Origin of the sequence: Novosphingobium sp. AAP93 (genome assembly GCF_001296055.1) — a bacterium.
Taxonomy (GTDB): Bacteria; Pseudomonadota; Alphaproteobacteria; order Sphingomonadales; family Sphingomonadaceae; genus Novosphingobium.
Window position 1 is genome coordinate 14,951 of record NZ_LJHZ01000060.1, and the last position, 20,976, is coordinate 35,926.

The 20,976-nt window shown below is 66.4% G+C and carries 16 protein-coding genes; 8 read left to right on the forward strand and 8 right to left on the reverse strand.

Annotated features, from left to right (window positions below):
* The first annotated feature begins 36 nt into the window (after positions 1-36).
* Positions 37-564, forward strand: coding sequence for a MarR family winged helix-turn-helix transcriptional regulator (locus IP83_RS10165; RefSeq protein ID WP_231624998.1), 528 nt, complete (start codon positions 37-39; stop codon positions 562-564).
* A 175-nt stretch (positions 565-739) separates the two neighbouring features.
* On the opposite strand, the gene IP83_RS10170 is transcribed toward IP83_RS10165, so the two are convergent.
* Positions 740-1,936, reverse strand: a complete 1,197-nt coding sequence (locus IP83_RS10170) for a glycosyltransferase family 87 protein (protein ID WP_054122108.1) — start codon at positions 1,934-1,936, stop codon at positions 740-742.
* Between the two features lie 114 nt (positions 1,937-2,050).
* Between IP83_RS10170 and IP83_RS10175 the strand changes: the two genes are divergently transcribed.
* Entirely contained in the window at positions 2,051-4,141 is a 2,091-nt protein-coding gene (locus IP83_RS10175) for a bifunctional (p)ppGpp synthetase/guanosine-3',5'-bis(diphosphate) 3'-pyrophosphohydrolase (RefSeq protein WP_054122109.1), read from the forward strand.
* Positions 4,138-4,545 carry an ester cyclase gene (locus IP83_RS10180; protein WP_054122110.1) on the forward strand — a complete coding sequence of 136 codons (408 nt, stop codon included), beginning with the start codon at positions 4,138-4,140 and terminating at the stop codon, positions 4,543-4,545. Before IP83_RS10175 ends, IP83_RS10180 begins: the two co-directional genes overlap by 4 nt.
* Positions 4,546-4,576: 31 nt before the next feature.
* Here IP83_RS10180 and IP83_RS10185 read toward each other — a convergent pair whose 3' ends face one another.
* The 3 genes from IP83_RS10185 to IP83_RS10195 form a co-directional block, all read right to left on the reverse strand.
* On the reverse strand, positions 4,577-6,325 hold the full coding sequence (locus tag IP83_RS10185) for an amidohydrolase (protein WP_054122111.1): 1,749 nt from the start codon (positions 6,323-6,325) through the stop codon (positions 4,577-4,579).
* A gap of 139 nt (positions 6,326-6,464) precedes the next feature.
* A complete protein-coding gene (locus tag IP83_RS10190) occupies positions 6,465-7,823 on the reverse strand; it encodes an SRPBCC family protein (RefSeq protein ID WP_054122112.1) in 1,359 nt (452 codons plus the stop codon).
* Between the two features lie 152 nt (positions 7,824-7,975).
* Positions 7,976-9,142 carry an RcnB family protein gene (locus IP83_RS10195; RefSeq protein WP_054122113.1) on the reverse strand — a complete coding sequence of 389 codons (1,167 nt, stop codon included), beginning with the start codon at positions 9,140-9,142 and terminating at the stop codon, positions 7,976-7,978.
* A gap of 150 nt (positions 9,143-9,292) precedes the next feature.
* Between IP83_RS10195 and IP83_RS10200 the strand changes: the two genes are divergently transcribed.
* Positions 9,293-9,877 (forward strand): flavin-binding protein, encoded by a 585-nt coding sequence (locus IP83_RS10200; protein ID WP_231624999.1) that lies wholly within the window; start codon positions 9,293-9,295, stop codon positions 9,875-9,877.
* A 9-nt stretch (positions 9,878-9,886) separates the two neighbouring features.
* Here the strand turns inward: IP83_RS10200 and ettA are convergent, their stop codons facing one another.
* Positions 9,887-11,560, reverse strand: a complete 1,674-nt coding sequence (ettA, locus tag IP83_RS10205) for an energy-dependent translational throttle protein EttA (RefSeq protein ID WP_054122115.1) — start codon at positions 11,558-11,560, stop codon at positions 9,887-9,889.
* Between the two features lie 171 nt (positions 11,561-11,731).
* Here ettA and IP83_RS10210 point away from each other — a divergent pair, with 171 nt between their 5' ends.
* Positions 11,732-13,066 carry a M28 family peptidase gene (locus IP83_RS10210; protein ID WP_054122131.1) on the forward strand — a complete coding sequence of 445 codons (1,335 nt, stop codon included), beginning with the start codon at positions 11,732-11,734 and terminating at the stop codon, positions 13,064-13,066.
* Between the two features lie 90 nt (positions 13,067-13,156).
* On the opposite strand, the gene IP83_RS10215 is transcribed toward IP83_RS10210, so the two are convergent.
* Positions 13,157-14,407: an acetyl-CoA C-acetyltransferase gene (locus IP83_RS10215; protein ID WP_054122116.1), complete on the reverse strand. Its 1,251-nt coding sequence runs from the start codon at positions 14,405-14,407 to the stop codon at positions 13,157-13,159.
* Between the two features lie 141 nt (positions 14,408-14,548).
* On the opposite strand from IP83_RS10215, the gene IP83_RS10220 reads away from it, so the two are divergent.
* From IP83_RS10220 to IP83_RS10230, 3 genes are all read left to right on the forward strand, one after another.
* A complete protein-coding gene (locus IP83_RS10220; protein ID WP_054122117.1) occupies positions 14,549-15,523 on the forward strand; it encodes a hypothetical protein in 975 nt (324 codons plus the stop codon).
* An 80-nt stretch (positions 15,524-15,603) separates the two neighbouring features.
* Positions 15,604-16,815: a M20 family metallopeptidase gene (locus tag IP83_RS10225; protein WP_054122118.1), complete on the forward strand. Its 1,212-nt coding sequence runs from the start codon at positions 15,604-15,606 to the stop codon at positions 16,813-16,815.
* A 63-nt stretch (positions 16,816-16,878) separates the two neighbouring features.
* Positions 16,879-17,661 carry a tyrosine-protein phosphatase gene (locus IP83_RS10230; RefSeq protein WP_054122119.1) on the forward strand — a complete coding sequence of 261 codons (783 nt, stop codon included), beginning with the start codon at positions 16,879-16,881 and terminating at the stop codon, positions 17,659-17,661.
* A gap of 372 nt (positions 17,662-18,033) precedes the next feature.
* Here IP83_RS10230 and IP83_RS10235 read toward each other — a convergent pair whose 3' ends face one another.
* On the reverse strand, positions 18,034-19,542 hold the full coding sequence (locus tag IP83_RS10235) for a DUF1963 domain-containing protein (protein WP_054122120.1): 1,509 nt from the start codon (positions 19,540-19,542) through the stop codon (positions 18,034-18,036).
* 116 nt (positions 19,543-19,658) lie between these two features.
* A complete protein-coding gene (locus tag IP83_RS10240; RefSeq protein ID WP_054122121.1) occupies positions 19,659-20,882 on the reverse strand; it encodes an NADP-dependent isocitrate dehydrogenase in 1,224 nt (407 codons plus the stop codon).
* Positions 20,883-20,976: the final 94 nt, after the last annotated feature.

Sequence of the window (20,976 nt, forward strand, 5' to 3'; positions counted from 1 at the left end):
CTAAGAAAGCCTTCCAATTCGACCACAGGACTGATTGTGAACCAGGCCGAATCGTTTAGACGCCGGGCGCGTAAACTTATTACATTTGCCAACGGTCTCCTCGCGATTGCGAGAGAACTGGAGGGTTACTCGGTGCGTAGTGAATGGGGCTTGCCCGATGCGCAAGCTCCGGTGGCAGACCGCGCGATGTCGGAGGATCACCCCTATTGGCTGGAACTTGCCCGCCGCGCCTATGCGGATCGGCGGCGGCGCGCGAAGTACTTCGACATATCGCTGTTCGGTGAGCCGGCGTGGGATATTCTGCTTGATCTCTTCATCGCGGCAAAAGAGGGGCGCAAGGTCTCGGTGACCAGCGCGTGCATTGGTGCAGCAGTGCCATCAACCACTGCCTTGCGCTGGATCATCGTTCTGGAGAACGAAGAGCTGGTCTCGCGGGAGGATGATCCAAAGGATGCCCGTCGCGCTTTCCTGCATCTCACGACCAAGGCCTACAGCCAGATGATCGAGTATCTCTCGACAATGGTTCCAGCTGCGTCGAACGAGTGCGAGGAGCTCTTCGTCTGAGGCTGTCGCCCCCCGCACCCTGAGCAGCTGTTCAACGGACGCCGAGCCTGCCGCCGCGGCCGGTGTTGGCAAGGTCGATCATGCCGAAGACCATCGGCACGACGAGCAGGAAGACCCACAGGTAGAAGATCGGATGCATGGCAGTTCTCCTGTGGCGGGTCACAGGGCAATGCGATCAGGCGGGCGCGGTTCCCTTGGCCGGCGCCCATGTCGTCCAGATCAGGAGGGCGAGGATCGCGGCGGGGATCGGCATGAGGTTCAGCCCCAGCGGGAGCGCAGCGGCACGGGTGGCGAGGGGGGAGAGCCAGACCAGCACCAGCAGCGTCTTTTCCCAAGGGCGCCAGCCCTCGCGCCGGCCCATGCCGATGAGGAAGGCGATCGGCATGACGAGGAAGGGCAAGTCGTAGCTGAACAGGTAGGGCGAGGCGAGCGCGGTGGCAGCGAGGAGCATGGCGCCGGCGGCTTCGACCGAGGGAGCACGGCGCCAGTATAGGCAAGCGGCCGCGGCGGTGATGACCGTGATGACAGCCTGCCCGTAGAGGGCGACCGTGGTTCCGAACAGGACCCGCAGCGCCGCATAGGGCGTGCACATGCGCAGGAAGAACTCGGCGCCGGGCTGGTTCATCAGGTACTGGCTGACTTCGAAGCTCTGCGGATAGGCGCGCCAGGTCTCGAGCCCGAAGACGGCGAGCGAGGCGAGGCACAGCGCGGCGGCCGAGGCGGCGGCGGCGGCGATGGCCGTCCACTTGCGTCCAGCGGCGAGCCAGAAGGGGACGAGCAGCGCGAGATGCGGCTTGATCATGAGAAGGCCGAACAGCGCGCCGGAAAGCGCCTGCGAGCGGCGCAGGGTGAGCACGGCGGCGATCAGCAACGCGCCGGTGATGAAGCCGTTCTGCGCATGGCTGGCGGCAAGATAGGCGCCGGGGAAAGCCAGCACCACCAGCGCTCCCGCGGCTCCGCCACCCGGCAGCGCGCGGCGGGCGACGAGGAACCAGATCGCCCATCCGGCGAGGCCCCAGACGATCCAGGCCACGGCATAAGGCATCAACCCGAGGGGGGCGGCGAGGAATAGGAACGGCGGCGGATTGACATAGGCGACCATCTGCCCGGTGCCCGCGGCCATCTGCGCTGCGTGTTCGCTCGCGAGATCGTAGACGCGAGAGGCAGGGCCGGAGAGCAGCAGGCGCCCGGTGCCCCAGAAGGCGAGGAAATCGCTGCCGACGGTGCCGGTCGCCTCCCGGAAAACCTTCACCATCATCGGAATATAGGCGACGAGGATCATCGCGGCGTAGACGCGCACACGTCCGGCATCGAGCCACGACAGGGTACGCAGGTTGGCCTTGAGCCTTGTGCCGAGATCTTGGTCGCTCATTGGTCCATACCGTGCCGCCCCGGTCTCGCTATGGCAACATAGGCATGAAAGATTTGCGCATCGGCGGCATTTTCCCTTGTCGGGAGCGCCGGGCAGAGGCCATCTTAGTCAGACATGCTGCGTCAGTACGAACTTGTCGAACGCGTGCTCGCCTATGATCCCGATGCGGACGAGGCGATGCTGAACCGCGCCTATGTCTATACCGTGCAGAAACACGGTACGCAGAAGCGCGCCTCGGGCGACCCGTACTTCTCGCATCCCGTCGAGGTGGCGGGCCTGATGACCGAGCTCAAGCTCGATCAGGAGACGATCGTGACGGCGCTGCTCCACGATACGGTGGAGGATACGCTCGCGACGGTGGACGAAGTGGAGCGGCTGTTCGGGCCGGAAGTGGCGCGGCTGGTCGACGGCGTCACCAAGCTCTCCAAGATCGAGACGATGAGCGACAAGGAGCGCGCGGCGGAAAACCTGCGCAAGTTCCTGCTCGCTATGAGCGAAGACTTGCGCGTGCTGCTGGTGAAGCTGGCCGACCGGCTGCACAACATGCGCACGCTGCACTACATCAAGAGCGAGGAAAAGCGCCGCCGCATCGCGCGCGAGACAATGGATATCTACGCGCCCTTGGCCGAGCGCGTGGGCATGTATGAATACATGCGCGAGATGCAGCTGCTGGCCTTTGAACAGCTGGAGCCCGAGGCCTATGCCACGATCACCGGGCGGCTGGGGGCGATCAAGAGCGAAGAGGGCGGGCAGGTCGGTTCGATCGCGCTCTCGATCAAGCAGGCGCTGGCCGAAGCGGGGCTGAAGGTCGAGGTTTCGGGACGCGAGAAGCACCCGTTCTCGATCTGGCGCAAGATGGCCGAGCGCCATGTGAGCTTCGAGCAGATCACCGACATCATGGCCTTCCGCGTGCTGACCGAGAGCGAGGCGGACTGCTACACCGCCTTGGGCGTGCTGCACCGGACGTGGCAGATGATCCCCGGCCGCTTCAAGGACTATATCTCGACGCCGAAGATGAACGGCTACAAGAGCCTGCACACATCGCTGATCTATAACAACGCGATGCGTGTCGAAGTTCAGATCAAGACGCATGAGATGCACCGGATCAACGAGTTCGGCCTGGCTGCGCACTGGGCCTACAAGCAGGGCGCGCTGCCGGACGGGCAAGTCGGCTGGGTGCGCGATCTGGTCGAGATCCTGGAGGCGAGCAGCGACGCGGACGAGCTGCTCGAGAACACCAAGATGGCGATCTATCAGGACCGCATCTTCGCCTTCACCCCCAAGGGCGCGCTCTATCAGCTGCCCAAGGGCGCGACGCCGATCGACTTTGCCTTTGCCGTGCACACCAATCTCGGCGCGCAGGCGGTTGGCGCGAAGATCAACGGGCGGCACGTGCCGCTGCGCACGCCGCTGAACAACGGCGATGTGGTGGAGATCATCAAGAGCCGCAGCAGCGAGCCGCAGCTTTCGTGGCTGGCCTTCGTGGTGACGGGCAAGGCGCGCGCCGCGATCCGCCGTGCGGTGCGCCAGAAGGAACGCGCCGAAATCGCCGAAATCGGCCGCAAGCTCTACGAGGAAATCGCCGACCGCCTGCCGAGCAAGATCGGCAAGAAAGCGCTGGCCGATGCGATCAAGCGGCTGAAATATGCTGGCGAGGAAGAGCTGATGTTTGCCATCGGCAGCGCCAAGATCGATGACCGGCAGGTGATGGAAGCGCTCGTGCCGGGAAGCGCGAAGAACTTTCCTGCGAGCGAAGAATGGCCGCGCCAGCAGCGCGCGATTGCGGTGCGCGGGCTGACACCGGGGATGGCGTTCAAGCTGGCGGACTGCTGCCACCCCGTGCCGGGCGACCGTATCGTCGGCCTGAGGCGAATGGGGCAGGGGGTGACGGTCCATGCGATCGACTGCCTGAGCCTGGCCGACGGCGTCGATGCCGACTGGATCGACCTTTCGTGGGACGCCCGCACCGATGGCGCGGTGGGGCGGATCCGGGCGGAGCTATATAATCGGCCGGGGACGCTGGCGGAAATGGCGGGGGTCTTTGCCAAGAACCACGCCAATGTGGTCAACCTCGAAATGACCCAGCGCGAGAACCCGTTCCATACCTATGAAGTCGATCTGGAAGTGCGCGATCTGGCGCACCTGACGCGCATCGTCAGCGCGCTGAGGGCCAGCGACGCTGTGGCGCAGGCGGACCGGATTTGACGCCGACGCAGCTGATCGAACGGTTCTACCACGAAGTGTGGAACCGCGCGGACGAGGCGGTGGCGCATGAAATCCTTGCGCCGGACTTCCGGTTCCGCGGCTCGCTGGGGCCGGAAAAGCGCGGGGTGGATGGCTTTGTCGACTACATGCGCGCGGTCCATGCGGCGCTGGGCGGCTATACCTGCACCATTCTGGAGATCATCGAACAAGGCGAGCGCGCGGCGGTGCGGCTTCGCTTTGCGGGGGTGCATCGGGGGCCGTTTTTCGGCGTGGAGGCGACCGGGCGCGAGATCAGCTGGGCGGGCGCGGCGTTCTTCGGCTTTGCCGAGGGGCGGATCGAAGAGCTGTGGGTGCTGGGCGATGTGGATGCAGTGAAAGCGCAATTGGGGGCGGCGGGCGTTTGAGGAACTGCGCGGGACGCCAGTCAGGGCCCGGTCAATGCTTGGTGGCCTCGTAGACGACGGCACCGCCGAGAACGGTAAGTTCGACACGAGCCTCATGGATCGCGAGCACTGGGACGGCATAGGGATCACGGTCAAGAACGACGAAGTCGGCGAGCTTCCCGGATGTGAGCGTTCCGCGCTCGCCGGCCTCTCCCTGCAACCGGGCCCCGTTGACCGTGTATGCGGCGATCGCTTCGGCCAGCGTCAGCGACTCCGCTGCATTGAGGGGGAGGTCTTCCTTCCCCTCTGGATCGCGACCGCCCGCGTAGCGACGCGTGACGGCGGTCTCGAGGCCCTCGACGGGACTTACGCCCGTCACGGGCCAGTCCGACCCCCAGACGAGGAGCGCGTGATTTTCCAGCAGTTGCCGCGTCGGAAACAGTTTCCCTACCCGCGCCATACCGAACAGGCGCGGCGCGAACACTCGCTCCCAGGGATCCTGCCGGCTCCAGAGCGGCGACATGTTCGCCGCGACCCGAAGCGAGCGGAAGCGAGGGAGGTCTGCTGCGGCGACGAGGTTGACGTGCGCGATTGTATGCATCGGCCCGTGATCACCGTTGGCATGGCGCGCAGCCGCAACCGCACCAAGCGCGGCGCGGACGGCCCCATCGCCCTGCGCATGGAAATGCACCCGAAAACCCAAACGGTCGAGGCGGGTGACGATGCGGTTCAGGCGCTGCTGCGCGATGAAGATCTCGCCGCGGCCATATTGCAGTCCATCCGCGTAGGGCTCGAGCAGCGCGACAGTGTGCGATCCGTATGCTCCGTCGAGAAAGACCTTCACGCAGTGAGCCTTTGTCCGCCGGCCTGAAAAGGCGCGCCGTTCAGCGATGAATCGGCGAATTTGCGGCTCGTCCGGGTCTTCGGCGCGATGCGCGAGACACATATGAACCCGCATCGGGAGGCGGCTGGACGCATCGAGCGCCTTGTACGCAGCCGCGATTTCCGGTCTCGTCATTGCATCTTCCAGCGCGGTGATGCCTTGCGCATTCATCGTGTGGAGGGCCGCCGTCAGTGTGCGTTGATAGTCTTCGGCAGTCGGCGGCGGGATGACGCGCTCCACCAGTTCCATCGCCGCGGATTCCTGAAGCGCTCCGGACGGCTCGCCGTCGGCGTCATGTTCTATTCGCCCGTTCGATGGGTCCGGGGTGTCGCGGCTGATATTGGCGGCGGCAAGGGCTCGGCTGTTCGCCCAGCCCTCGTGACCGGAGTTGTTGGTGAGATAGGCCGGGCGGTCGGGCACAACGGCATCGAGCTCGCGCCGGTTCGGCTGCCCGCTTGGCAGGAAGGCAACCTCGTCCCAGCCGTCCCCCTGGATCCAGGGCAGCGCCGGATGCGCGGCCGCGAAACTGCGGATACGTTCGAGAATCTCGTCACGGCGCGTGAGCCCATGCAGATCGACCAAGCGCTGAGGGTCAGGGATATCCGCAGGGTGCACGTGCGAGTCCTGAAATCCCGGTAGCACCGCCCGGCCGTCGAGCTCGACAACTCGGGTCTTGGGGCCGATCAGCGCGCGAGCGCCGGCCGTCGTGCCGACATACGCGATGCGCTCCCCCGTGACGGCGACTGCTTCGGCGGCCGGTTGCTGAGGATCGCCGGTGTGGACGACGCCGTCCACGAGGACAAGGTCGGCCCCCGAAGTGGCAGCACCGGCGGCGGCCGGGGAAGCCGCCTCCGCGAGCTGCCCTGTGCCGGAAAGCAAGAGCGCAACCGCCGTCGCGATGACGAAATACTGGCGCATGGTCTCCCCCCTGCTCAGCCGCACAACATGCGTCGGCCTGCATATCCTTCCACGGACAAGGCGGCAATTCGAACGCGACGACGGTAGTTAAGCACGATGGACGCGCCGAGGAGAGCTGCTGAGCTCGCCGTCCGCTCCGTCACTCCCCCGCCAGCGCGGCATCCAGCGCATCATGGAAGTGCTGCACCCGCGCTTCCTCGTCGCTCAGCCAGACCGCCTCGAACCCGCTTGAGGCCATACCCTGCTGGACGCGGGCGAGGAGGGAGATGTCCTCGTCGATGGTCACGGTCATCGTCTTGCGGCCGGCGATGATGTCCTCGTGGGTGAAGCTGTCACGCGGGGGGCGCTGGTAGTCGGCGGGGCGGGGACCGTTGAGGCGGAAGTGGGTGCCGGCTTCGACGCCGTCTTCGCCCTTGGCCTTGGCGACATCCTGCTCGGTGCCGTGGAACTGGACAAGGGTGATCATGTCGAAGTGGCTCTTGCCCGGATCGGCTGCATCGGGGCGGGAGCGCATGAGCCAGGCGCTTTCGGGGGTGATCGAGAGGATCACGTTGGGGAAGAGGTTGAACTGCCAGACATCGCTCAACTGGTCATCCGAGAACGCGCTGTAATCGATGCCGCGCGCCTCGGCGACCTTGCGCTTGGCGCGTTGCAGCGCGGGGCGGATGGCGGGGACGCGGCCCTTGAAGTCCGCCGGATCGAGGCCGAAGGCTTGCAGTTGCATGGCGAGGAGATCGGTCGGTGCTTCGGGCACAGGAAAGCCGGAATCGGTGGTGCCGCCTTCGACATAGACGGCGGTGTGGCCATGCTCGAACAGCTCGAATGGCGCCGCGGCGCATTCGAACATGCGGCGGTGCAAGGGGTGGATGAAGGGGACGTGGTAGAGCTCGGCAAAGTTGTCGAGGATCGCCTTCCAGTTGCAGGTGTGCGAAACGGTCTGGTCATTGGTGACCGTCATCGCCTCCAAGCGGTAGGGCGCGATGAGCTCTGCAATCGGTGCGAGGAACTCGGCGATGGTGGGGCCGGCGGGGACGAGGCGGACGAAGACCATGCCGAGGGCTTCCGCTACCTCGACCGGCTTCAGCGCGAGATCGCGCTTGGGAATGCCGTTGGAGAAGCGCGCGGCGCCCGGGACGCCCTGAAGTTCGCCATCAAGCCCGTAAGCCCAGGCATGATAGGGGCAGACGACTTTGCGCAAGGTGCCGAGCGGTTCGGTGACAAGGCGGGTGCCGCGGTGCGTGCAGGCGTTGTGCATGGCGCGCAAGACGCCGTCGGCGCCGCGCGCGATCAGTATGCTTTCGGCGCCGATCTCGAAGGTGAAGTACTGCCCCGGCGCGGCGACATCGGCGGCCATGCCGGCAACCAGCCATGTCCGAGCCCAGAGGCGGTCACGCTCCCGCTCCATCCATTCGCGCGAGACGTAGCGATCCTTGGTGAAATTGGTGATCGGGATCGGCGCCGTATCGGGGGCATGGGGCTGCGGGCTGGCTTTGGGCATGGATCGCTCCCGGCACGGCGCGGTGATGGAGCGAAGTATGAACGCAATCCCGCCGGACAGAACTACTCATTGTCCTAGGCCGCGAGAGAGCGGGTCAGGCCGTGTGCGGGAGGCAGGCCGGGCGAGCGCTCAATGCCCGCCCGGCGGCCGGTTCAGTAGAAGATGTCGTAGATCGCGTCGACGACTTCGCCGGTGTAGATATCCACCAGCAGCGCGTCGTCATAGTAGCGGACCCAGCGGTAGGGGCCCCAGGCATCGGGGAGGCGATAGGCCCAGGGATCGGCGATCCAGTAGCGCTCGTCATAGAACGGGGCGCCGATGGTGACGCCGATGGCGAAGCGGCTGTAGGAATAGCCCCGCCATGGCGCGGAATAGAAGCCGAGGCTGAACGTGCTACGGTGGCGATTGCGCCAGCCATACCAGTCGTAGCGGTTGTCACGCCGCCAGCCGTCGCGGTCCCAGCGGCGCCAGTTGTTGTTGTAACCCCTGGCATTTCCGCGCCAGCCGTTGTTGTAGCCCCAGCGGCGGTCGTCCCCTCGCCAGCCGTTGTTGTAGCCCCAGCGGCGGTCGTCCCCGCGCCAGCCGTTGTTGTAACCCCACCGGCGGTCGTCGCGGCCCTGCCAGCCATTGTTGCCGCGCCAGCCGTTGTTGCCCGCCCAGCGGTTGTCACGGCCTTGCCAGTTGTTGTTGTTTCGATCGCGCTGGCCATCGCGATCCCGATCCCGATCCCGATCACGCTGCCAATCGCGCTGGTCGCCCCGCTCGTCGTTGCGGCCTTCGGCCCAGCGGTTGTCGCGATTGGCCTGCGGATTTCGGGCGGGATCGACGTAGGTGGGGTTGCGGCCCTGCCACGTCGGCGCGCTGCCCGGCGTCGCCTGCGGGGCGCCGTTGTTGTTCCAGCCGGGGCGGCCGCCAAATGGGGGCTGGCCATTGGCATAGGCGCCATTGCCGCGATCACCGCGCTCGCGGTCTCCGCCGCCATTGCCGCTGCCCTGCCATGCGGGGCGACCTTGCCAGGCGCCTTCACGCTGCGGCTGCGGAGCGGGGCCGCTGCCTTGCGAGAACGTGGGGCGGCCCGACCAGCGCGGCTGCTGCGGGGCGGCTGCCGGTGCTGGTGCGGCGGCGCGGCCTTGCCACGCGGGAACCTGCGCCGGTCGGTTCTGCTCCATGCGCTCCATGCGCTCGATGCGCTCCATCCGGCCGGCGCCGCGCTGGTCGCGTTCCTGCGCGAGTGCGGCGCTCGGTATCAGCGCAGCCGTGCCCAGCGCGAGGGCGAGAAGGGCGGATGCGCTGTTCTTCAAAACGGACTTGGCGGCCATGGTCCCGGCTCCCGTTGGCTGAGTCGATTTCGACCCAGTACGTTGTCATAGCACTGTAGCTATCCGAGTCGCGCTGTCGCTGTGCTGAACCGCGCGCGTGGCCTCCCGTTCAGGTTGGCGGGACGGACATGGGGAGAAGCAGAGTTGAGATTGACGCTCGATGACGTTCTTGCCGATGCAGCCCGGCGATTGGCCGCTGCTGCGCGTGACCGCAAGCAGGCGATGCATACGCCAGTGGTGGGCACGGCGGACGGCGATCTGCGCATGATGGTGCTGCGCGGGGCCAGCGCCGATCTCGCGTGCTTGCGGTTTCACACCGATCTGCGCAGCCCCAAGGTGGCCCTGATCGGGGAGGGTGCGCCGGTGAGCGTGCTGGCTTACGATCCCGACGCCCGCGTGCAGCTGCGCATGCGCGGGGTGGGGCGGATCGAGCATGCCGGATTCGTGGTCGATGCGGCGTGGAGCAGGGCAGCGCCTTCCAGCCGCCGCTGCTATCTGGCAGAAACCGGACCCGGCGGCATGCTCGAAGCGGCAGGCTCCGCGATCCCGGAAGCGCTTTCCCGTCGCAGCCCGACCGTCGACGAAACGCTGCCCGGTCGCAGCAACTTTGCGTTGCTGCTGGTCGAAGTGCGCAGCCTCGATTGGCTCAGGCTGGACCACGAAGGGGGCACCCGCGCCCGATTTACGCGCCCGGATGCCTCTAGCCCGTGGTCTGGCGAATGGATTGCGCCCTGAGCCGAAGCCTCAGCGCGTCAGCTTCTTGTACGCCAGACGCGTCGGCCGGTCCGCCGCATCGCCCAGACGGCGGCGCTTGTCTTCCTCGTAGGCTTCGAAGTTGCCTTCGAACCATTCGACGTGGCTGTTGCCTTCGAAGGCGAGGATGTGGGTGGCGAGGCGGTCGAGGAAGAAGCGGTCGTGGCTGATGACCACGGCGCAACCCGCGAAGTTCTCGATCGCGTCTTCCAGCGCGCGCAGCGTTTCGACGTCGAGGTCGTTGGTCGGCTCGTCGAGCAGGAGGACGTTGCCGCCCGCCTTCAGCATCTTGGCCATGTGCACGCGGTTGCGTTCACCGCCCGAGAGCTTGCCGACGTTCTTCTGCTGGTCCTGACCCTTGAAGTTGAACGCGCCCACGTAGGCGCGCGTCGACATGTCCTGCTTGTTGACCTTCATGTAGTCGAGCCCGTCGGAGATTTCCTCCCAGACGTTCTTTGAAGGATCGAGGTGGTCGCGGCTCTGGTCGACGTAGCCCAAGTGGACCGTCTGGCCGATCTCGATCGTGCCGCTGTCGGGTCGTTCCTGCCCGGTGATGAGCTTGAACAGCGTGGACTTGCCCGCGCCGTTCGGCCCGATCACGCCGACGATGCCGCCGGGGGGCAGCATGAACGAGAGGTTCTCGAACAGCAGCTTGTCGCCATAGGCCTTGGAGATGTTCTTGGCCTCGATCACCTTGCCGCCAAGGCGTTCGGGCACCTGGATGACGATCTGGGCTTTGCCGATGGGGCGGTTCTCGGCGGATTCGACGAGCTGGTCGAACGCCTTGATACGCGCCTTGGACTTGGTCTGGCGGCCCTTCGGCCCTTGCCGGATCCACTCGAGTTCCTGCGCGATGGCCTTCTGGCGGCCTTCGTCCTCGCGCGCTTCCTGCTCGAGCCGCTTGGCCTTCTTCTCGAGGTAGGTCGAGTAGTTGCCCTCATAGGGGAAGTACTTGCCGCGATCGAGTTCGAGGATCCAGCCGACGACGTTGTCGAGGAAGTAGCGATCGTGGGTGATCATCAGCACCGCACCGGCATATTCCTTGAGATGGTTCTCCAGCCAGTTGACGCTTTCGGCGTCGAGGTGGTTGGTCGGTTCGTCCAGCAGCAGGATCGAGGGCTTCTGGATCAGCAGGCGGGTGAGCGCGACGCGGCGCTTTTCGCCGCCCGAGAGGCTGTTCACCGGCCAGTCGCCCGGCGGGCAGCGCAGGGCTTCCATCGCGATTTCGAGCTGGTTGTCGAGCGTCCAGCCGTCGACCGCGTCGATCTTGTCCTGCAGTTCGGCCATCTCGGCGCCGAGCGCGTCGAAGTCGGCGTCTTCCTCGGCCATTTCCATGCCGATGGCGTTGAAGCGGTCGACCATGTCGGCGATCTCGCGCGCGCCATCCTTGACGTTTTCGAGCACCGTCTTGGTCTCGTCGAGCTGGGGTTCCTGCTCGAGGTAGCCGACGGTGATGTTCTCGCCCGGCCAGGCTTCGCCGGTGTAGTCCTTGTCGATGCCGGCCATGATCTTGATCAGCGTCGACTTGCCCGCGCCGTTGGGGCCGACGATGCCGATCTTGGCGCCCTGGTAGAACTGCAGGTTGATGTCCTTCAGCACCGGCTTGGGCGCGCCGGGGAAGGTCTTGGTCATGTTCTTCATGACGTAGGCGTACTGGGCGGCCATCGCAGGGTCCTTGATCTCGAAAAAGTATGGAGTTGCGGCGCGCTCTACAGGGGCGCGGGGCGGCGGGCAAGCGGGGTGAGCGGGCTTGCCGAGGAGCTATCGAAATCGGGTGGCGTTTCTGTTTGGTGGCGGGCATTGCAGGCGCATGGCGGCCTGTCGGGAGATGTGATGATGGCGACTTTTCGAAAGCTGGCGCTGCTGGCGGTGCTCTTTCCCGGTGCGGCGATGGCAGCTCCGGCGGTGCCTGACGACGCGGCGTGGGAGTTCATCGCCGGGCTGACCAGCGAAGTCGGCCAGCGCCTCGCCGGGAGCGAGGCCGAAGCGCGTGGGCGGGCTTGGGCGGCAGACAAGCTCAAGGCCATGGGCTTCCGCAATGTGGCCATCGAACCGGCAACGACGCGCGCCTATGTGCGCGGCACCGATGCGGCGCGGCTGACCGTGCCGGTGCCGCAGAGGCTGGCGGTCAGCGCGCTGGGTTTCAGCGGAACGACGCCGGATGCGGGGATCGAGGCCGATGTGGTCTACTTCGCCTCGCTCGATGCGCTGCAGGCGGCGCCTGCGGGATCGCTCAAGGGCAAGATCGTCTTCCTCGATCATGCGATGAAGGCGGCGCAGGACGGCAGCGGCTATGGGCCCTATGGACAGGCGCGGCGGGCGGGGCCGGCCGTGGCCTCGACCAAGGGCGCGGCGGCCATCGTGATCCGCTCGATCGGGACGGACAGCCACCGCAATCCGCATACCGGCGTGACAAATTTTCCTGCCGGTGTCGCGCCGATCCCGGCGGCGGCGATGTCGAACCCGGATGCGGATATGCTGGTGCGGCTGATCGGCAAGGGCAAAGCGCTGCGCATGGCACTGACCCTCACCGGGCGGACAGCAGAGAGTTTGCCTACCGGCAACGTGATCGGCGACCTGCCGGGGCGCAATCCGGCTTTGCCGCCGATCCTCGTCGGCTGCCATCTCGACAGCTGGGATCTGGGCACCGGCGCGCTGGATGACGGCGCGGGCTGTGCGATTGTGACGGCAGCCGCCCTGAAGGCGCAAAGCGCAGGGCCGACACTGCGCACGATCCGCGTGCTGCTGGCGGGCGCGGAGGAAATCGGCGCGGCGGGCGGCGCGGCTTATGCCAAGGCGCATCCGGAGCGGCATGCGCTCGCGATGGAAAGCGATTCTGGCTCTGACCGCATCTGGCGGGTCGAGATGAAGTTTGCGCCTTCGAACGCCGCGCTGGCGGACAAGGTGGCTGCCTCGCTGGCGCCGCTGGGGATCGTGCGCGGCGAGGGCGAAGTCGAGGGCGGGGCGGATGTCGGCCCCGTGATCAAGGCGCAGAAGCTGGCAGTGATCGACCTGACGCAGGACATGACGCACTACTTCGACATTCACCACACGCCCGACGACACGCTCGACAAGATCGACCGCGCCGCGCTGACGCAGAATGTCGATGCCTGGGCGGCGGTTCTGGGCGTGGTGGCGAATGCGGCGGAGGATATCGCGCCGGCGGAGTAAGGGGGGCGAGGGGGGCGCCGCTTGCCTTCGCGCGGGGCGCACCCCTACCCAGCCTCCCCCGAACGGGGGAGGGGCTTCAGGTTCCAGCTATCAGATGCGTTCGATGATGATCGCGGGGGCCATGCCGCCCGCCGCGCACATCGTGACGAGGCCGTAGCGACCGCCCGAACGCTCGAGCTCATCGAGCGCGGTGCCGATGAGGATCGAGCCGGTCGCGCCGATCGGGTGGCCGAGCGCCATCGCACCGCCGTTGATGTTCACCTTGGCGCGGTCGAGATCGAGGTCGCGGATGAATTTTTCGGCGACGACGGCGAAAGCCTCGTTGATTTCCCAGACGTCGATGTCCTCCTTGGTGAGGCCGGCCTTGGCGAGGACCTTCTTGGCCGCGGGGACGGGCGCATTGAGCATCAGCGTCGGGTCATCGCCCTGGTTGGCATAAGCGACGATGCGGGCGCGGGGCTTGAGGCCATGGCTTTGGGCATAGGCGGGCGAAGTGATGAGCAGCGCGGCCGCGCCATCGACGACGCCCGAGGAATTGCCGGCGTGGTGGACGGGCTTGATGTCCACATCCGGATAGCGGCGGTTGATCTGCTTGCGGAAAGTGACGCCGCCGCCGAGGTCGAAGTCCATCATCCCGGCGAACGCGGGCTTGAGGCTGGCGAGGCCTTCGGCGGTCGTTTCGGGGCGGGGGAATTCCTCGTGGTCGAGCGCGACGGTGCCGTCCTCGTTGTAGACCGGCACGACCGACTTGGCGAAGCGGCCTTCCCGAATCGCGCGGTCGGCGCGCTGCTGGCTGACGAGCGCGAGCGCATCGAGTGCCTCACGGTCGATGCCTTCGATCGTGGCGATGGCGTCGCCGCAGATGCCCTGGTGCGACTGCGGGTGCATCTCGTCGAGCGCCTTGTTGCCCGAGCCCATCAGGCGCGGCGGGAAGCCGGCGTTGGCCATCGCGGCGGCGTTGGCAGCGGTGAAGCTCATCATTTCGGTGCCGCCGGCGATGACGCAGTCTTCCATGCCCGACATGACGCTGGCTGCGGCAAGGTTCACCGAAGTGATGCCACCGCCGCAGAACCGGTCGAGCGTGGTGCCGCTGGCGCTGATGTTGAAGCCCGCGGCGAGCGCGGCCATGCGGCCAAGATCGCCGCCCTGCTTGTCGACCTGGCTGGAGGTCGACCAGATGATGTCGTCAATGGCGCCGGTGTCGAGATTGTTGCGCTCGGCAATCGCCTTCATGACGGTGGCGGCGAGATGCTGCGGATGCAGGTGCGACAGCGCGCCCTTGCCGGGCTTGCCGATCCCGCGCGGGGTGCGGACGGCGTCGATGATATAGGCTTCGGCCATGACAGACTCTCCCAAATGCGTTAATCGAGCGATTAAACCGGGGTGGGCCGATGTGCAAGGGGGATCGGTGCTGTAACCCATCGCGCCGTCGCACCGTAAAGCACGATGCGCAAGCCCGCGCCGGTCTTGAGAAGGCGCCCCATGGTCCGACGCCGAACTGTGCTGGGAAGCCTCGCCGGCCTGGTCGCGCTGGGTGCGCGCGGATATGCCGAGACTGGCAGCAAACCCTATGAAGACAGTCCCGACGACTTGTACGAGGCGGTGCCGCATCATCCGGCTGTCCTGCTGGAGGCGGGCGAGCGGCGCGTGAGAGTCGTCTTTGCCGAAGGCGCGCCGGGGCTGGACCGCGCGCTCGTGCTCGATTGGGTGCAGCGCGCCATCGCGGCGACAACGGCCTATTACGGCGTGTTCCCGATGGCCGAATACACGCTGTTCCTGATCGCCGAGCCGGGCGCCCGCGTCGGCCATGCGACGACATGGGGTTACAACGGCTCGATCACGCGCCAGCATGTCGGCGTCGCCACCAGCAAGGCCACCTTCGACGACGACTGGATCCTGGTGCACGAAATGGTGCACTGTGCGTTTCCCGATCTGCCGCGCCGGGCGCTGTGGCTGCAGGAAGGCAATGCGACATGGGTCGAGCCTGTGGCCCGGGTCCGCGCAGGGCAATTGCCAGCGAGCGAGATCTGGCGGCAGGCGATCGATGGACTTCCGCGCGGCAAGGCAGCGGCGGACGATGGCGGGATGGACGGAACCTTGGAGCACGGGCGGCTCTACTGGGGCGGCGCGGCGTTCTGGCTTGAAGCCGAAATCGCGATTTTCGAGGCGACCGGGGGCCGCAAGACGCTGCGCGATGCCCTGATCGCTATCAACCGCGCGAGCGGGGGCAATGTCGTTGACTGGACGCCCGAGATGACCATGCGGGCAGGGGACGCCGCCATTGGCAAGCCGGTGCTGGCGCGGCTTTACGCGCATTGGGCCAGTACGCCGGTGGTGATCGACGAGGCGCGCCTGTTCGCGCGGCTGGGGGTGCGCCGGACCGAAGGGCGCGGGGTCGCCTATGATGCTGCTGCGCCGCTTGCCGCACTGACGCGGCGGATCGACGCAGGTGGATAGGGGGGGGCGGATAAGCCGACCTCGACAAGTGCCCCGGTGCAATCCTAGACTGCTGGCGCTTTTCGCCGAAGGAGCCCCCGATGCTGCATCCCGATCTTCTCGAACAGGCGCGAAGCCTTGAGCCGCAGATCACGGCGCTGAGGCGAGCGATCCATGCCGAGCCGGAACTGGGGCTGCACACGCCGTTGACGCGGGACAAAGTGCGCGCAGCGCTGGCGCATCTGCCGCTGACGTGGCGTGAAGGGCCTTCGACGACGGGGCTGGTCGCGACGCTGAAGTGCGGCGGGGGGAATGCCAAAGAACCTGGACGCCGCGTGCTGCTGCGCGGGGATATGGACGCGCTGGAAATGCCCGAGGAGACGGGGCTGGAATTTGCCTCGCAGTTTGCGGGCCGCATGCACGCCTGCGGGCACGATGCGCATACGGCCATGCTGGCGGGGGCGGCGGAGCTGCTCTGCGCGCGTCGCGAACACCTTGCGGGCGAAGTGCAGTTCATGTTCCAGCCGGGCGAGGAAGGACACCACGGCGCGCGGTTCATGATCGAGGACGGGCTGCTGGAGCCCAAGGCGGATGCGGCCTTTGCGCTCCACATCATGCCCAACAGCCCGCACGGCATGATCGCCGGGCGCGCCGGGCCGCTGCTCGCATCGGCGGACCGCTTCGAGATCACCGTGAAGGGCGATGGCGGCCACGCCTCGATGCCACACGATACGCTCGATCCGATCCCGGTCGCCTGCGAGATCGTGAGCGCGATCCAGGCGATGGTGACGCGCAAGTTCTCGGTTGCCGATCCGGTGGTGGCGACGGTCTCGAAGATCGAGGCAGGGACGGCCTACAACGTCATTCCGGACAGCGCGCACCTGCTTGGCACCTTGCGCACGCTCTCGCCGGGGGCGCGGGCCAAGCTGCATGAGGCGCTGCCGAAGCTCGCCAGCCATATCGCGGCGGCGCACGGCATGACGGCGGAAACCGCGATCATTCCGGGCTTTCCGGTGACGATCTGCGATGCGCGCGCGGTCGATCTGGGCGCGAAAGTGGCGGAGGAGATCGGCGGGGAGGGCCGTTTCCACCGGCTGGCGCATCCGATCATGGGCGCGGAGGACTTCTCCTATGTGTTGGAGCAGACGCCGGGGGCGATGTTCTTCCTTGGCGTCGCGCCGCAAGGGGCGGACTGGAAAAGCTGCTGCTCGATCCATTCGACGCGGATGATGCTGGATGAAAGCGTGATGCCGCTGGGCTCGGCGATGCTGGCGGGGTGCGCCGAGCGGTTCCTCGCGGAAGGCTTTGCGTGAGGTGCAATCCTGTCGTCTTGATCAGGTGGCAAAGGCGCGGCTGATCTGACAGAGGTTGTACCCATGCAAGACCGCGTTCTGCCGCTTAGCGGCATTCACAACTTTCGCGACTATGGCGGCTACCGCGCGCGCGGCGGTACGCTGCGCACAGAGCATTTGTGGCGGTCCGGCCATCACTTCGGGGCGACTCCCGAGGATCTGGACGAGGTCCACCGCATCGGCATCGCGCGGGTGATCGACCTCCGAGGGGACAGCGAGCGCGCGCAGTTCCCCTGCCTGCGCCACGAGGAATGGGCGGGGCAGGTGGTGTTCCATCCCGGCGAAACGGCGGGCGATCACGGCAAAGCGGTGCATGACGAGGCGGCGGCGGGTGTGCGCACGGTGGACGATGCGCGCATGGCAATGGTGAAGCTTTACGACAAGCTGCCGTTCCGCCCGGTGCTGGTGGGCACGTTCCGGCTCTATCTGCAGACGCTCGCCGAGGACCATGGGCCGAGCCTGCTGCACTGCTTTGCCGGCAAAGACCGCACCGGCGTGGGCGCCGCGATTGTCCATCGCCTGCTGGGCGTGCATCCGGACGACGTGATGGCGGACTACCTCCTCACCAACACGGCCGGCAATTCCGAGGCGCGGATCGCGGCAGCAGCGGCGAATATTCGCGAGAGCTTTGGGCGTTCGATGACCGACGACGCGCTGCGCATGATCATGTCGGTGCAGCCGGAGTTCCTCGATGGCGCCTTCGCTGCGATGGAGCGCGAGCACGGCACGTTCGAGGCTTATGCCGAAGCCGTGCTGGGCGCGGACACGGCGCTGGTCAGGCGGCTGGAGGAGCGGCTGGTGGTGTGAGGGGCGGCATGACAGAAGAGCAACTCGCTGAGATCGAACAGCGGTGTGAGCGAGCAACCGCTGGACCGTGGGTCTCGTTCGTCGAAGGACGGGATCATTTTGGGGGCGACAGTATCATCCAGACGCCTCACAGAGATCTCAATCTTCTTGGCGGAAGTGCAGCGGATCTGGATTTTATTGCTGCGTCTCGCGGGGATGTGCCGGCGCTCATAGCCGAGATACGCAGGTTGCAATCGCAGCTCGGCTTATGAACCCCAAGTCCGCTCACCCTGAGCTTGTCGAAGGGTGCACGCGCCACGGCTGTGTATGATGCTTCGACAAGCTCAGCATGAGCGGGTTGGGGAGGGGGTCAGGCGAAGTAATCTCGCACGCTCAGGTGCGCGTCATCACCACCGCATCGAACCGCCGGTCTGCCAGATCCTCCGGCGTGATCCACCATTGCAGCGCGCCGCCGCCGAAGTGGTGGCCGAGCGCGGGGTTGTTCGGCAGTTCGAGCAGGAGCAGGTGCGTGGCGGCAAGTTCGCTGGTCCCGCTGGCGGGCGCGAGCAGGCGCGCGGGCGGCGGGGCGATCACGCCTTCGGGGGTGCGGCGGGCGAGGGCGTGGCGATAGGCGACGCGGGCCGTTACCTCTTCGGGGAACTTGGCGGCTTCCGCGGGTGAGGCGTGGAGCGTCGTCTCGATCGCGGCTTCGACGGCGGCGGGCATCACGTGTTCGGCGAGCGCGCGGTGGGTCGAGAGCCAGTCCCAGAACGCCTTGCGCACCGGCGGGGCGAGCGGGGTGAGCGCGGGGTTGTTCAGTGCGTGATCGAACCAGGCCTGCGCTTCCTCGCGCGCGGCCTTGATCTGGGCGGTGCGTTCCTCGGCGTCAAGCGCGGGATAGGGATCGTCGAGCACGGTGCGCGCGGCGCGGTCGGCTTCGCGCACGAGCGCGGCGCAGACGATCTGAACGGAAATCCAGTCCTGCGGATAACCGTACCAGAGCGGTTCAAGGCCTTGTCCGTCGGCGCCGTGGAAATCGGCTGGTGTCAGGGGAGGGGCGAGTTCATCCACGCCTTGCGCGGCGAGCAGGGCGCGCGCGGTATCGGCACTGTGCGGCCAGCCCGGCGTCTCCGTTTCCGGCAGCGTGACCAGGCGCGGCGCGATGGGCCAGCGGGGGAGGAGCTGCGTGCCATGCTCGGGCGTCAGCGCCCAGGGCCAGACCAGCGTGGCCTCGTCGCCATAGGCCATGGCAAGCGTCGGCGGCACTTCGAGCGCGTGCCACGGCGTGCCGGCATAGCCTTGCGCATGGATCACGCGGAACGCTTCGCCCGGGCCCCAATCGAGATCGAGGAACAGCGCAAGAGCACCTTCGGTGGGGAGCAGGCCAAGGCCCGCCGCATCGGGCACTTCGGCAAGATCGAGCTGGAGCAGGAAGTGGAGCGGCTTGCCGGTGGCCGGACCCACCGGCCATTCCGCCGCGCCGGGGAGCACCGGGGTGCCGCCCAGCCAGCTGCGACCCTCGGGCGCGCGGTGCGGCGGGAAGTGCTGGCGCAGGACAAGGGCCTGCTGCCGTGCGGCTGCGAGCGGGGTGGGCAATGACGGAGCCGGTGCTTCCGGTTCAGGCTCGGCCGGTTCGGGTTCCGGCTCGAAGGGTTCGGGCTCGGGCCGCGCATTGGCCGCTTCGGCTTCGGCCAGCGATGCGGCGGAAATCAGGCGGCTGCGACCGGTCTTGAGCGGGAGCGGTTCGGGCTCGGGTTCCGGCTCGGCTGCATCCTTGCGGCGCTTCGCCTTCTTCGGCTTCGGCTCTTGCAGCGCGCGCTGGCGCAGCCAGTAAACCAGCAGCCCGATGAGTCCCAGCGCGCTGGTCAGGAAGATGGCAGAGATTGCGACTAAGGCCAGCACGCGTTCACCTGTTTGGTGTTACGCTGCTGTATTCTGCCCAAATCTGCAAGAAATGGTTAAATTTGGCTGAAACGGGGCGGGAGATTATCCCGCCCCAGACATATCAGCCTGCCAGCTCAGCCCTCGGCGGCCATCGCCGCTTCGAGGTTTTCGACGATGGCTTCGAAGAACTTTTCGGTCGTCATCCACGGCTGGTTGGGGCCGATCAGGATGGCGAGGTCCTTGGTCATCTTGCCGCTCTCGACGGTCTCGATGCAGACGCGCTCGAGCGTTTCGGCGAACTTCACGACTTCGGGCGTCTCGTCGAACTTGCCGCGGTAGATGAGGCCGCGCGTCCACGCGAAGATCGAGGCGATCGGGTTCGTCGAGGTCTGCTTGCCCTGCTGGTGCTGGCGGTAGTGACGCGTCACGGTGCCGTGCGCGGCCTCGGCCTCGATCGTCTTGCCATCGGGCGACATCAGCACCGAGGTCATCAGGCCGAGCGAGCCGAAGCCCTGCGCGACGGTATCGGACTGCACGTCGCCATCGTAGTTCTTGCAGGCCCAGACGAACTTGCCCGACCACTTGAGCGCCGAGGCGACCATGTCGTCGATCAGGCGGTGCTGGTATTCGATGCCGGCGGCCTTGAACTTCTCGGCGAAGCCTTCGGTGTCGAACACGTCCTGGAACAGATCCTTGAAGCGGCCGTCATAGGCCTTGAGGATGGTGTTCTTGGTCGAGAGATAGACCGGCCAGCCGAGCGCGAGGCCATAGTTGAACGAGGCGCGGGCAAAGTCGCGGATCGAATCGTCGAGGTTGTACATCGCCATGGCGACGCCGGCGCTCGGGAAGTCGAACACGTCGAGGTCGATCTTCTGGCCGTCCTCGCCGTCCCACACGAGGCGCAGCTTGCCGGGCCCGGGGATGAGGGTGTCGGTCGCCTTGTACTGGTCGCCGAACGCGTGGCGGCCGACGACGATGGGATCGGTCCAGCCCGGCACGAGCCGCGGCACGTTCTGGATCACGATGGGCTCGCGGAACACCACGCCGCCAAGGATGTTGCGGATCGTGCCGTTGGGCGACTTCCACATCTTCTTGAGGCCGAATTCCTCGACGCGCTGCTCGTCCGGCGTGATCGTGGCGCACTTCACGCCGACGCCATACTCCTTGATCGCGTTGGCAGAATCGATGGTGATCTGGTCGTTCGTCTCGTCGCGCTTCTCGACCGAGAGATCGTAGTACTTCAGATCGATATCGAGGTAGGGAAGGATCAGACGTTCGCGGATCCACTGCCAGATGATCCGCGTCATTTCGTCGCCGTCTAGCTCGACGACAGGATTCTTCACCTTGATCTTTGCCATGGTTTGCGTGCCTTCCCCGGGGAGAGTCCAAAAAATTTGCCGTTCCTTAGCAGGCAGTTCCGTGCGCGCAAGCGGCCCGGTTACACCAAAGGGC

Coding starts and splice junctions, on each gene's coding strand:
- IP83_RS10170 (WP_054122108.1), bottom strand. CDS start 1,936: ATGAGCGACCAAGATCTCGGCACAAGGCTCAAGGCCAACCTGCGTACC.
- IP83_RS10175 (WP_054122109.1), top strand. CDS start 2,051: ATGCTGCGTCAGTACGAACTTGTCGAACGCGTGCTCGCCTATGATCCC.
- IP83_RS10185 (WP_054122111.1), bottom strand. CDS start 6,325: ATGCGCCAGTATTTCGTCATCGCGACGGCGGTTGCGCTCTTGCTTTCC.
- IP83_RS10190 (WP_054122112.1), bottom strand. CDS start 7,823: ATGCCCAAAGCCAGCCCGCAGCCCCATGCCCCCGATACGGCGCCGATC.
- IP83_RS10195 (WP_054122113.1), bottom strand. CDS start 9,142: ATGGCCGCCAAGTCCGTTTTGAAGAACAGCGCATCCGCCCTTCTCGCC.
- ettA (WP_054122115.1), bottom strand. CDS start 11,560: ATGGCCGCCCAGTACGCCTACGTCATGAAGAACATGACCAAGACCTTC.
- IP83_RS10210 (WP_054122131.1), top strand. CDS start 11,732: ATGGCGACTTTTCGAAAGCTGGCGCTGCTGGCGGTGCTCTTTCCCGGT.
- IP83_RS10215 (WP_054122116.1), bottom strand. CDS start 14,407: ATGGCCGAAGCCTATATCATCGACGCCGTCCGCACCCCGCGCGGGATC.
- IP83_RS10220 (WP_054122117.1), top strand. CDS start 14,549: ATGGTCCGACGCCGAACTGTGCTGGGAAGCCTCGCCGGCCTGGTCGCG.
- IP83_RS10225 (WP_054122118.1), top strand. CDS start 15,604: ATGCTGCATCCCGATCTTCTCGAACAGGCGCGAAGCCTTGAGCCGCAG.
- IP83_RS10230 (WP_054122119.1), top strand. CDS start 16,879: ATGCAAGACCGCGTTCTGCCGCTTAGCGGCATTCACAACTTTCGCGAC.
- IP83_RS10240 (WP_054122121.1), bottom strand. CDS start 20,882: ATGGCAAAGATCAAGGTGAAGAATCCTGTCGTCGAGCTAGACGGCGAC.